This is a genomic window from Pseudomonas graminis, assembly GCF_900111735.1.
In the GTDB taxonomy this organism is placed as follows: Bacteria; Pseudomonadota; Gammaproteobacteria; order Pseudomonadales; family Pseudomonadaceae; genus Aquipseudomonas; species Aquipseudomonas graminis.
The window spans coordinates 1-10,738 of record NZ_FOHW01000068.1 but is presented as its reverse complement, the minus strand read 5'-3'; the positions used below and the strand labels follow the sequence as shown (position 1 = coordinate 10,738).

The following is a 10,738-nucleotide window of genomic DNA, read 5'->3' as shown; positions in this document are numbered from 1 at the left end:
GCATGATCATGGGGAATGGTGGGTAGCCCGGCACTGTGACGTACCAGGACTTCTTCACTTGCTTTGGCTGCGCACGATCTGCGCATCGACCTGGTCAGCGCATGTGTCGAGCAGCTTTATGGCTTGGTCCTTCAGCTCCCACACGTCGCCGTTGTCACGCAGATCGGTATCGTCTGCATTGACCCGCTCGCACGGGATCAGCTCAGGGGCTTCCAGCCTTATGGCTGTTGTCTTTGTTACCACCTGCGGCTTTGCCGCGCAGGCCGTCAGGCAAAGGCTGAGCAGCCCAATCACGAACAGGTTTGCTGTTGCGCTTGAGATCATCGAAATCCTTCTTGGCCTTTTTGGCCTTGTCTTCGCTGGCCTTGATGCGTTTGTTGAGGTCGGCGGCGTATTTGGCGTTGCGCTCGGCTTCGGCGCGCAGCGTGGTGATCGTGGCCTGGCTGTCCTTGTTGGCATCGACGGCTTCCTGCTTGGCATTGGCCTCGACACTGACCGCACCCTGCAGCTTGACCACGCGGATCTGCTGGATCGCGATCAGCAGGCTCATCACGATCACAATCACGATGGCGACCGCTATAGCTCTCAACGTGGAGCCGACCTTGGCAACTTCGACAACTGGTTCGAGGCTCATAGTGAATCCGCCTTGCGGCCGAGGAATCGGATGATCAGTTCGCGGATCGCGGTAACACCGATGAATCCGATGGTGCCGCCTGCGGCGACAGACAGGCTCGACGGCCAGGCCATCCATTCGATGACGCTACTGGCTGACAGGCTCAACGCGCCGCAGATCAGCGCCTCGAGCACGACGCGCCACTTGTTCGCTTCTTTCCCTTCATAAAGCACGCGCAGTAATGAAATGGTTGCGGCCATGATCGCTCCTTGCCAGAGCGGATTCGACAGGACGAGCCAGACCTGCGCCCAGAAGTCAGGTGATTTTTCAGGCATGTTCGTCGTAGTCCGACATCCGCCCTTTCGGGATCGGGGAATGGGTCAGCCCCACAGCACTCCCAGCTCGGAGCGATGGGTGTGGCAGGGCTGAAAAAGGAAAAGCCCCGGCAAGTGCCGAGGCTTTGTGTTGGGTGCGGATGGCCGGTGCTGATCTCCGGCGTTAAGCGTTACCAACGGTGGTGTCCAATTACACTCATCCGGTGAAGTTCCTCGCGCAACATCAACACAGTGACACCGATGAGCGAGAAAAGCCGGGCTCTTTGCTAACAGCGCAGCCCGGTTTATCAGCATCTGTTTTGAAGGGTTCGGCCCTCATGGCCAAACCCTGTTAGCTACTTTAGTTAGAACTCGTACCCGATGTGAAAATAGGTGGGGAATGCACCCGTACCATTCTCGATCGGATCTGTATGGTCAGGATAAACAATCACACGTGGTGGTTTTGTCGAGAACTCAGGTGTAAAACCAAAGCGAGCCCACAATATGAAACCTTTACAGACGACCAGGTTGCCGTTTGATTGGATCTGGAGAAAGGCCCCCGGATTGCCGCCTGTGCCCGTGTTCCAAACTGGCGTGCCGTCAGGTTTATAGAGAACAAAGTTGCCATCCTCCTGCATTACCGCGTGGTCAGCACCGCTACCATTCGTTTGAGAGTTCCAAACCGGCACGCCATCATTACGATAAACAACGAGGTTTCCATCCTGCTGGAAGACGAGGTAAAAATTACCGGCACGGTAAAGCTTCTGAACCTCAAGCGAGGTCCCAGGCCCAATCACGTTGGCAGCACCAACGCTTGGGGTCAGCGCAAGATGGGTGTTGAATGCCCAGAGCGCCTGGATGTCCATCAGCACCAGGTTCCCATCGTCCTGAACTGAAAGATGTACGCGCTTGTCCTGCCCTTCGTACAATGTGCCAACGGTGGTGATCTCACAGTTCCAGTGCGTCCCCCTCGCACGGCTATTCGCCACCAGCACCCGATCGATATACACCTCATCCTTTCCGCCATTACCCAACCGAGACGAGTAACTGTAGGCACTGGTAGCATCTGCTACCCACACTGCCAAACCAGCCGGGTAGTCGTAAAGGACAAAATTACCGTCCGCCTGATACACCAAGCGGTATCGGCCATTAGGTGACTGAATATATTGGTTGAATTGCATCGATGTCAGCGGTGGCAGCATTGACGCGCCGTTGTTAGCAAATATTGGGTAAGTAGCCATAACATTACCTATCGAGTCGACTGATTATGTGCGGAGGATTCCGCGTCCATGTCGCTCAAAGGCGATAGCTCGGGGCTCTTGGCCCTCACATTATTCAACGTCCCGCATCGGGAGCATTTGATCTGGAGCTCCGTCATCTCCCCGATACGCGCGAGAGGTTAGTGTGATGGGAACTCAGAACGTGTAGATCACGCGGTCATAGGTTTTCCATGGCCCGCCGTTATCGGGGTAGAAGACCTTCGGTGACTTACCAGGCTTCCACCCGAAACGCGCCCAGATCGGAACGCCGGCGCAGATTACGAATGCACCGTTGTTTTGCAGCTGGGCATACGCACCTGGGACATTGCCGGTCTGACTGTTCCACAGCGGCATGCCAGTCGAAGAGTAGATAACAAAGTTGCCGTCCGTTTGCATCACTGCAGTCTTAGCATCTTTTCCGTAAGTCTCAGTGTGCCAAACAACCCCGCCTGATTTGGTGTACACAACCAGGTTGCCATCAGCTTGGAATACAATAAAGAAATCACCAGCTGGGTACTGCCGGCCAACCTCCAACGACATACCGGGCGGAAAAATAGTGACGTCGCCGGTATTGGGAAGGAGCTTCGCCGAGCGGTTGCTAGAGTAGACAGCTCGGATATCCAAGATGACGATATTTGCATCGTCTTGCACGACTAGGTGCGATCGATCCCACAGACCATTGTCCGAAGCATTATTGGTGTTCATCATCCACATGCGCTGACGCAGCGAGTCTTCCAAGTATCCGGAGTTACTGACGTAGAACCTGGTCGTTTTGATTTTCTCATGGGTCAGGTTCATGCTGTAAGGCTGGTCGAGGTTTCCTGCCCAGATTGCGTTACCCGCGGTTGATTGAGTGTCCCAGAGCGCGAGATTCGAATCCGACTGTAGAACTAGTTTGTACCGACCATTAGGGGAAACAAGGTACTGACCAATTGTCATTGACTGCTTCGGAGGCAGTACCGACGAACCGGAACCGGTAAACGGCGTTGGTGCTGGATCTGTCATTTTTTTACCTTTGAGTCGAATGATTTGTCGCGGAGGATTCCGCATTCGTTTCGCTCAAAGGCGATAGCTCGGGGCTCGTGGCCCTCACATGATTCAACGTCCCGCATCGGGAACATTTGATCTGGAGCTCCGTCATCTCGCCGATACGGGCGAGAAGTCTCTTGCACTTTCCACATCTGCAATCTTTCAACATTCTGCAAAGCCTTTTGGTTTCTGCTAGGCTCCGCCCCGCTCGCGCGAGCAGTGAGGGCCTTGGCTGGCTTGCAGGTACACTCTGCGATCTGGCGTCTCCTCAGGGTGTTAGCGCACCCTCTGGAGTCGCCCTCTCTTTTCCGAGCAAACGAAAAAGCCCCGATCATGTCGGGGCTTTGTCGTTTCTGGCAGGCAATAAAAAGCCCTGCTCAGTGGCAGGGCTTTTGCTGTCTCTCTCATAACGCGTAAGATCGACATGATGGGGTTAATTTACGGCCATTCCGCCACTTGGTCAAGCGGCGTCAATGAAGATTTCTTCTGAGTCGAATATCTCAGTTGCGTGGATAACAGCCGCCTCTTCCAGCGCCTCCAAGCGCTTCTTGATCCCATCCCTCCAGCGGTAACGGGTACGCTCCGGGTTGGCGTCCGGATCCCACGAATTCATGTCGTAGAATTCGGCGGGTAGCACGATCATGTCGGTGGAGCGCTTGCCCGTCTGAAGGCCTTTCAATTGAGGAATGGCCCAGGCGGTAAGAGCCTTATATATAAAGAGCCTCGGTGCCGGTGAGGCAATGCGAGTTGAGAGACGTCCGATCGCTCCCACCTTGTTGGCCTTGTGGGTTGAATATTTCGCTACCAGCACGTCCCAGTGGGCTGCATCAAGGTGACGGTGCAGCAGCGCGTAAAGGCAGCAGTCGTAATCGAACTTGTCACGGACCGATATCGAACTGCCGCTGCCACCTTGGCGCAGGTCAGCGTCGATCAGTTTCTGCCAGCTCTGCTTGGTGCTGTTGTCGATATTGTCCGCGGCCAGCACACGGACCAGTGTGCCCATCACGTCTTTATAAATACCCATTGATCAGTCCCCTGTGTAGTTCGATCCGCCGGCACCGCGGCGGTTGTTCTGTTCGTATTGCTCGTGCGCTCCGCCCTGGCTGTGTCGCGCCCGGTTCAGCTCGGCGGTGACGTTGCGCAGCTTCATGTTCAGTTGCGGCACCAGATCTTCCAGTGGCAGCGCGGCGCCGGTATCGGCACAGACCCAGCCCGATGCGTTGCATGCGAGGCAGTCCAGTTCGTAGCTAATACCTTGGGTAACGCCTTTACCGCGGCAGGCCGCACACTCGATCAGCGGCCTCAACTGTTTGCGGAAAGCGGGGCCATGGCTCTTTCTCATATCTCAGGCAACTCGCAATAATTCCGTGCCCACCGGCGGCCAGCCGAACAGACGCCACATCACTGCCTCTTTCCAAGTGAGAAAGCGGGCTTCACCGAACAGAGTGGTCATCAAATAGCCACCTTTCTTCTTGTGGATGCGCACTGTCCGCTGCCCAAGACGGTGGCAGAGTTCACGCATCATCATCTTCGCGTTGCCGTTGGGGGTTTCATCGTCATAGGACATGCATGCACTGATGGCGTGGGCTCTATCGATCAGATCGCTGTTATTCATGCTTTTGAAACCTCGCCTATGGTTGATTCTTGAATGGGGTTGCAGGCCCTGTGCGCCGTGGCTTCCAGCGCATTACCAGAATCTTCAAATCTAAAGCCGGTCAATCCGTGAATCAGTCCAAGCCCTTTCTGATCAAGATGCGCGTGCCACCTCTCCAAGGCATCGCGCTTGCGGCTCATCACGTCCGACTGGATGTAAACCTTCACGTTGTGGCCCATCGCATGGTTGATCAGCAGCTCACCGATCAGGTGGTCCACGCCCAAGTCTGCCCAGCCAGTGCGCGCCACCTTGCGCAGATCGTGACTCGTCCACTCGCCCTGCCCCAACCGGCGGAACACTGCGCAGCCCTGAGCCTCACCCAATGCCTTGCCGTTGCGCGCGGGGAATAGGTACTGCCCGTCATAGCCTCGGGCGTACTGGCCGTCGCGATACAGTGTCAGCAGCGCGCACACTTGCTCGGTCAGGGGTAAGTGATGCTCGACACCCGTTTTCGTGTTCTCGGCAGGGATGAACCATTCACGCTCGGCCAGGCTGATATGCGCCCAGCGCGCCATCCGGGTTTCTCCGATCCGCGTGCCGTGGCAGAGCATCATCAGCGCGAGCATGGAATCCAGCGGGTTGGTGTCCGTGACCTTGGTCAACTGCCCGATCAGGGCCTCAAGCTGAACGCCGCGAAGGCGCGACGGCTTGATGCCTACCTTGGCCTTGGAGAAGTCGTTGAACCGAATCGCCGCCATCGGGTTGGACGTGATCATCCCCAGCTTCGCCGCCTGACGGAATGCCAGGGCGAGCAGTTGAAACACCGAACGCACGTAGTCGATGGAAATGGTTTCCTGCAGCGGCCACATCAGCAGGGTGTCGAGGGTGGCCTTGTCCAGGCCGATCAGCGGAAACTCTCCGAGGCGCGGCTTCAGGTGGCACTTGATCATCGATGCGCCAGTGTTCTTGCGCTTGGCCGACAGATTGCGATCGCGCGACATCCGGTCGGAGAACCAATCCAGCAGTTCGCCTACGGTGTCCCACTTCGACAGACTCGCACCTTCGCCGGCGGCCAGACGCAGGCGAGCCGAGGGCAATGCCGCAACGACCTGCTTATACGTCAGCTCGGGGAACGTGCCGATGGGGTTCCACTTCCCTTTCGATACCAGGTACCACGAACCACCGGTGCGGGCCTTGTTGAAGCGCAGGTACAGACCCTTGTTTTCGAGGTCGCGCACGTCCTGAACTGTGCCGGCCGCTTGCCGTTTGATCTCGGCTTCGGTGATCTTCACCGCGGCTGTGGTCATGCCGACACCGCCTTGGCCTTCTGCTCTGCCGAATCGCGCTCGCCCCGGAGTGGAATCAGCTCGTGATCGGCATAGGCCGTGCTTACGCCCGAGCTCTGCTGAATCACATACCACCCTGGCGAGGGAGCCCGGAAATAGCCTTTGCCGCGAACCAAGGCGCCTTTCTCGATGCGCTCGGTCAGCTCTACCTGACTGCCGGCTGGGATGTCGGCATCGAAGACCTTTGTCAACGCCAAGTCGCCCGGCTGAAATTGATTGCTCACGCGGCCACCATGGTCTGAGGAAGTCGAAGGTAAGCGCGGATCTGCTCCATCGCGTCGAAGTGGCCCCGGCACACGATCGCCAGATAGCCCTGATCGTTCAGCCGGCGGATCCACGCGTGTTGGCTGGCCGACACCGCTGCATCGTTCGGCGCCGTCGCCTTGAACTCGAGGTAAAGGCCGAAGTAGCCCCCGCGCGCCATCGGCAGCACCAGATCTGGCACGCCCGCTTTGACGCCCTGCCCCTTCAGCTTGATGGCGACCAGCTTGTGACGGTGCCCGCCGTTGGGAACGTGGTAGATCAAGGCGGCCACGGCCGGGAGGCTCAGTTCGAGCTCCTTGATCAGCGCGGCCTGCTCCAGACCTTCGCGATCGACCGGCTTGGCGCGGGTGGACGAAGCCTTGAACATCCTCATTTGCCTGCGCCTTTCGCCGGAACCCTCATTGGACCGAAAGCAAATGTGTCTCGCCCCGTGCTGAGCACCGTCGAGTTGTTCAGTAGGGTTTTGAGCTGGGACCAGGTCATCGAAATAACTCCTGCAAATTGGCCGGCTTCACGGCCGTATCGACTTTGCGCCCGGTACCAACTGCGGTTACCAGAGTGATGACTGCTATGCAGATCCAGATGCGGGAGGCGCTCATGAGAGAAGCTCCTTTGGGATGCAGACCCACTCGCCGGTCTTGTAGGTGACCAGTGCTCGGCAAGCAGCTATGAGGTGGGTAGGTCCATACGACATGTGGTCGTTCAGATACATGCCGTTTTCGTCGCATAGGGCGGCTCCAATGGTCTCCGTATGATCGCAACTGAAGTCCATCAGGAATCGCGAGATCAGCAGACCACCCTGACCCCAGTTGGTGGATGGCTGATATGGAATCTCGAAGTCACCGCCAACGGTCGGCCGGTGCTGCTGATCGAACCTCAGCCCGTTTTGCTCGATCGTGAGGCAACCGGTTCCGGTGACAGCCCAGTCCAGCGCCATGCCTTGAAGCTCTGCCGTCTTCACCTCCACGAACCCGCTCACGCTGCAACCTTCCCTTCGCTCACCAGAATGTCGATGGTCCGCACCATGCCTTCCATGTGCATCGTGCGGAGTTGATCACGGCTGAACTCGGTCTTGCGGCGCGCGTCGACGGCCTCATGGCAGGCCGAGCACGCCCAGGCCGCCTGCAAGTCGTGCGGCTTCAGGCCGGTGCCGCAGCGCGTCCCGGCCATTCGCAGGTGAGCCAGCACCGTGGTTTCCGGGTTTCCATTGCACACGCCCGGCACACGGATCTGGCAGTCGCGGCCGCGCGCGGCCTTGGTGAACTTCGTCTGCTTCACAGGCCACCCCCAAACTGGAACTCGACCACGCGCACCTGGTGCGAATAGCCAAACTCCATCAGCAACACGGCGCAGCAAAAGACGCGGATCAGCGCATGGAAAGTCTTCATTCGGCGAGCCCCTGCGCTTTTTTCTCGAGCTCGATCAGCAGCTCGAGGAAGTGCTTGGCCTTTTCCAGATCGGCGATGCCGCCCTTGGCGCGCCAGCGCGTCACGTACTTGATTACGCTCCCCTCGGCGAAGGGAATGCCATTGGCATGGATGAACTCGATGGGCTGAATATTCAGCGACTTGTAATGGTCACCGGACACTTGTGTGTTGAGTGCGCTCATGCTGATGCTCCGGCGCGACGGGCGCGCAGTTCGGCCAAGGCCTTGTTTCCGATATCGGGAGTGCGCCGGGCTTCGGCGCGGGCCGGCAGCGCCAAGGGCATCTTCTGCAATGGCAGACCCTCGATCATTCGGCGGCAGGTGACCACGTAGTTGCGCTCGAACAGCTTCATGGCGAGGGAGGTTTCGAGGCGGTTGAGCGGTTCGAAGCCGCACTCCTTCGCGGTGTGCCAGACAGCCGGATGAGACCACTTTCCCTGCCCAGCCATGGATGGGTGAGCGTTGCGGCAGGCCTCGCGGAAAGCCTTCTCCAGTGGAGGGATGCCGAGCATTTCCGGCGTGGGCTGGCACAGCTTGATGAACTTGCCAACGCTCGGTGCGAAGTCGGAACCCAGCTTGCGGCACTGCTCGATGCCAAAGCGGATCTGCTCGATACGGGTAATGTTCTCGGCCATGAACGCCTTGACCCAAGTGGCTTTGGCAGCGCCGATGTCTTCCTTGTCAGGCCAGGCCTGCTTCCACGCTGGGAAGATCGCCTTCAGCTCGCGGAACAGCTGGTTGATCACATGGACGGTGCCAGCGTCGATCGTGAGCGGCACGACCTCGGCAGATGGAACGTTCGGCAGTTGCTGCATGATGCTCGCGACGGACTTCATCACAGACCTCCCAGATTTTCAGCCCAGCTGGTGTCGTCGAAATCAGGCGCCTGGCCTTGGCCTGCCGCTTTGACTCGCTCACGCTTCACCCACTGCACGAGGCGGTAGCACCAGCCGGGCGACGAATCGACAGTGCCAGGGCGGGCAGCAAAGAAACCCTTGAACGCTCGAACCGCTGCATCCGGCACTGAGTCTGCTGGGATGCCGGCGATTGCGATCTGGTCGGCCAAGGCTTTCGCGTTTGGTTCCCACGCGGCGAACATGGCGAAGCGCTGGTTCGGCGACGGGCACTCAGCGGCGGCTAGGTCTTGCTCGGCAATCTCAGCGGCCAAATCGCGCTGCTGCAGCTGCTCTTCGGTTCCTTGATGGTTAAGTGGTGTATTGGGTGCAGCTGCTGCACCCCGTTCTGCGTTTTCCTGCACCCCGTTCTGCTGTGAGCTGCACCCCGTGCGGTTATCTGCACCCCGTTCTTTACGGGGTGCAGCATTTGCACCCCGTTTAAGTTGGAGGTCGTACACGACTGGGCGGCGGTCGCGGCGCTCGATGTAGGCAGCAGCAATGGCCTGATTGCCTTCGGTGATAAATCCCGCCTTCTCCAGTTCATCCAGTTTTAGGCGCACGGTGCGCTCGGAAAGACCGGTGTCGTCTGACAGGGTCAGCGCAGAGGGGAACGCCCCGCGGCCATCGCTACCGGCGTAGTTCGCCAAGCACAACAGCACATGACGGGCAGCAGGGTTTTCAAGGGAAGCCTTCGGCAATGCGAGAGCCCATGACATAGCTTGAACACTCACAGCGCGGCTCCAATGTTCTTTTCGGCCAAGCGTGCGAGGCCTTTCGGGGTAACGAGGGGTTGATATGCCGCGCGCTCGACACCGGTTTCGATATCGGGTTTGAGCGCGGTCACCTTGTGCTTCAGGAAGCCGTCACGGATGCGTGGCTGCATCGCGATCCAGCGAGTCGATCCACCGCGGCGGTAAATCCAGCGATTTGCCTGGAGCCAGTCGAAGAGCTTGGACGGGGCGATGCCGAGTTGTTTTGCCGCGTCGGTGATGCAGATCGCGCCCTCAGCTGCGGCAAGCCGGCGGATGGCTGCGAGCTTGGGTGCTTGAAGCTCAAGCACGCCTAGCAGGCGCTGGGTTTCCTTGGCCTGGTCTGCGGCGAGCTGGAGCGCCTCGGCGTAATTGGCCGGGATGCGTGGGGCTGCCTGCTGCTCCAGTTCGCGCCAGCGGCGAACCACTGCCATGCGGAGTGGTGCGCTGTAGCCGGTCAGCAGGCAGTCGGTGTGCTCGCGGTCCAGCAGGTACTCAGTCTGGTTGCGGTTCTGGCCGTCCAAATAGGTGCGCTCAAAACTGAGCGCATCTATTTTCAGGTCGGCCAGCATCGAGGCGATGTCACGCTTGACGTTCTTGTGCTGCTTACCGGTCAGCTCGGCGATCTCGCGAGACGACATGACCTGACGCGTCATTACTTGCGGCAGGTGGAAAACTGACGAATCACGCGGGGTATTGCTACGGGTGTTCGTGGTGTGCATAATCGGACCTCACAAGTGTTGTTGAAGAAGCCGGTCTAGCCACCGGCTTTTTTATTGCCTGCGATTTAGGCTGCCTTGACCGATGCCTTAAGCACGTCCAGAGCCTTCTCCGCCTCTGCGATCTCTCGCAGGATTCGCGCACGCTCCATCTGGTCAACACGGCCGTCAGCCATTGCGCGATGCGTCTCCACGGTCACTTCGGAAATTTCGAGGGCGACGTGCCCCAGCGCTTGGTGAACGTCGATAGCCACAGGCTGCTCTTTCGCTACTAGGTCGAAGTTGAACCCGGCCGCCAGCGCCAGCAGAGGACGCATGTCCTGGGTGTGCAGCAGAATCCCGAAGAGGTGCTCGATGGTCAGGTGGTGAGCTGCGTTGTCCGGGTTGGAGCGCTGGAGCAGGCTCACGTGGGCAAGACACATCTTCCCGGCCAGCTCCTCGGCGCCGCTTTCCTTCACCGTCGTGTGGCAGGCCCGCAAGAAATCTTCCATTCGTAAACCCTCAAATTTGTTTCAGTGGCTGCGTGCCA

General features: G+C 58.6%; 20 protein-coding genes. All 20 read right to left on the bottom strand.

Annotated features, from left to right (window positions below; translation table 11 throughout):
• Window positions 1-54: 54 nt before the first annotated feature.
• The 20 genes from BMY98_RS27470 to BMY98_RS25920 all read right to left on the bottom strand — a co-directional run bounded on the left by BMY98_RS27470 (window position 55) and on the right by BMY98_RS25920 (window position 10,700).
• The gene (locus BMY98_RS27470; RefSeq protein WP_074891356.1) at window positions 55-243 is read right to left on the bottom strand and encodes a hypothetical protein; all 189 of its coding nucleotides are present in this window, start codon (window positions 241-243) and stop codon (window positions 55-57) included.
• Window positions 203-589, bottom strand: coding sequence for a hypothetical protein (locus BMY98_RS26010; RefSeq protein ID WP_074893638.1), 387 nt, complete (start codon window positions 587-589; stop codon window positions 203-205). The genes BMY98_RS27470 and BMY98_RS26010 overlap by 41 nt, the downstream gene beginning before the upstream one ends.
• A gap of 41 nt (window positions 590-630) precedes the next feature.
• Window positions 631-948 (bottom strand): phage holin, lambda family, encoded by a 318-nt coding sequence (locus tag BMY98_RS26005; RefSeq protein WP_074893635.1) that lies wholly within the window; start codon window positions 946-948, stop codon window positions 631-633.
• A gap of 344 nt (window positions 949-1,292) precedes the next feature.
• The gene (locus BMY98_RS26000; RefSeq protein ID WP_074893633.1) at window positions 1,293-2,168 is read right to left on the bottom strand and encodes a putidacin L1 family lectin-like bacteriocin; all 876 of its coding nucleotides are present in this window, start codon (window positions 2,166-2,168) and stop codon (window positions 1,293-1,295) included.
• Window positions 2,169-2,176: 8 nt separating this feature from the next.
• Window positions 2,177-2,314, bottom strand: a complete 138-nt coding sequence (locus BMY98_RS25995) for a Com family DNA-binding transcriptional regulator (RefSeq protein WP_074893632.1) — start codon at window positions 2,312-2,314, stop codon at window positions 2,177-2,179.
• A gap of 28 nt (window positions 2,315-2,342) precedes the next feature.
• On the bottom strand, window positions 2,343-3,191 hold the full coding sequence (locus BMY98_RS25990; protein WP_074893631.1) for a putidacin L1 family lectin-like bacteriocin: 849 nt from the start codon (window positions 3,189-3,191) through the stop codon (window positions 2,343-2,345).
• 4 nt (window positions 3,192-3,195) lie between these two features.
• The gene (locus tag BMY98_RS25985) at window positions 3,196-3,384 is read right to left on the bottom strand and encodes a Com family DNA-binding transcriptional regulator (RefSeq protein ID WP_074893630.1); all 189 of its coding nucleotides are present in this window, start codon (window positions 3,382-3,384) and stop codon (window positions 3,196-3,198) included.
• Between the two features lie 291 nt (window positions 3,385-3,675).
• Window positions 3,676-4,239 carry a hypothetical protein gene (locus BMY98_RS25980; RefSeq protein WP_074893629.1) on the bottom strand — a complete coding sequence of 188 codons (564 nt, stop codon included), beginning with the start codon at window positions 4,237-4,239 and terminating at the stop codon, window positions 3,676-3,678.
• 3 nt (window positions 4,240-4,242) lie between these two features.
• Entirely contained in the window at window positions 4,243-4,557 is a 315-nt protein-coding gene (locus BMY98_RS25975; RefSeq protein ID WP_074893627.1) for a hypothetical protein, read from the bottom strand.
• A 3-nt stretch (window positions 4,558-4,560) separates the two neighbouring features.
• A complete protein-coding gene (locus BMY98_RS25970; RefSeq protein WP_074893625.1) occupies window positions 4,561-4,830 on the bottom strand; it encodes a hypothetical protein in 270 nt (89 codons plus the stop codon).
• Window positions 4,827-6,116 (bottom strand): tyrosine-type recombinase/integrase, encoded by a 1,290-nt coding sequence (locus BMY98_RS25965; protein ID WP_074893623.1) that lies wholly within the window; start codon window positions 6,114-6,116, stop codon window positions 4,827-4,829. The genes BMY98_RS25970 and BMY98_RS25965 overlap by 4 nt, the downstream gene beginning before the upstream one ends.
• Window positions 6,113-6,379 (bottom strand): hypothetical protein, encoded by a 267-nt coding sequence (locus tag BMY98_RS25960; RefSeq protein ID WP_074893621.1) that lies wholly within the window; start codon window positions 6,377-6,379, stop codon window positions 6,113-6,115. The genes BMY98_RS25965 and BMY98_RS25960 overlap by 4 nt, the downstream gene beginning before the upstream one ends.
• A complete protein-coding gene (locus tag BMY98_RS25955) occupies window positions 6,376-6,786 on the bottom strand; it encodes a VRR-NUC domain-containing protein (RefSeq protein ID WP_425438913.1) in 411 nt (136 codons plus the stop codon). The genes BMY98_RS25960 and BMY98_RS25955 overlap by 4 nt, the downstream gene beginning before the upstream one ends.
• A gap of 228 nt (window positions 6,787-7,014) precedes the next feature.
• Window positions 7,015-7,398, bottom strand: a complete 384-nt coding sequence (locus BMY98_RS25950) for a phage protein NinX family protein (protein WP_074893617.1) — start codon at window positions 7,396-7,398, stop codon at window positions 7,015-7,017.
• Entirely contained in the window at window positions 7,395-7,697 is a 303-nt protein-coding gene (locus BMY98_RS25945; protein WP_074893615.1) for a DUF1364 domain-containing protein, read from the bottom strand. The genes BMY98_RS25950 and BMY98_RS25945 overlap by 4 nt, the downstream gene beginning before the upstream one ends.
• A gap of 106 nt (window positions 7,698-7,803) precedes the next feature.
• The gene (locus BMY98_RS25940; protein ID WP_074893613.1) at window positions 7,804-8,028 is read right to left on the bottom strand and encodes a DUF3310 domain-containing protein; all 225 of its coding nucleotides are present in this window, start codon (window positions 8,026-8,028) and stop codon (window positions 7,804-7,806) included.
• Window positions 8,025-8,660, bottom strand: coding sequence for a replication protein P (locus tag BMY98_RS25935; protein WP_245760125.1), 636 nt, complete (start codon window positions 8,658-8,660; stop codon window positions 8,025-8,027). Before BMY98_RS25935 ends, BMY98_RS25940 begins: the two co-directional genes overlap by 4 nt.
• Before the next feature lie 20 nt (window positions 8,661-8,680).
• Entirely contained in the window at window positions 8,681-9,457 is a 777-nt protein-coding gene (locus BMY98_RS25930; protein WP_074893609.1) for a helix-turn-helix domain-containing protein, read from the bottom strand.
• 11 nt (window positions 9,458-9,468) lie between these two features.
• Entirely contained in the window at window positions 9,469-10,131 is a 663-nt protein-coding gene (locus tag BMY98_RS25925; RefSeq protein WP_074893607.1) for a Rha family transcriptional regulator, read from the bottom strand.
• 146 nt (window positions 10,132-10,277) lie between these two features.
• Window positions 10,278-10,700, bottom strand: coding sequence for a phage regulatory CII family protein (locus BMY98_RS25920; protein ID WP_074893606.1), 423 nt, complete (start codon window positions 10,698-10,700; stop codon window positions 10,278-10,280).
• Window positions 10,701-10,738 lie beyond the last annotated feature (38 nt).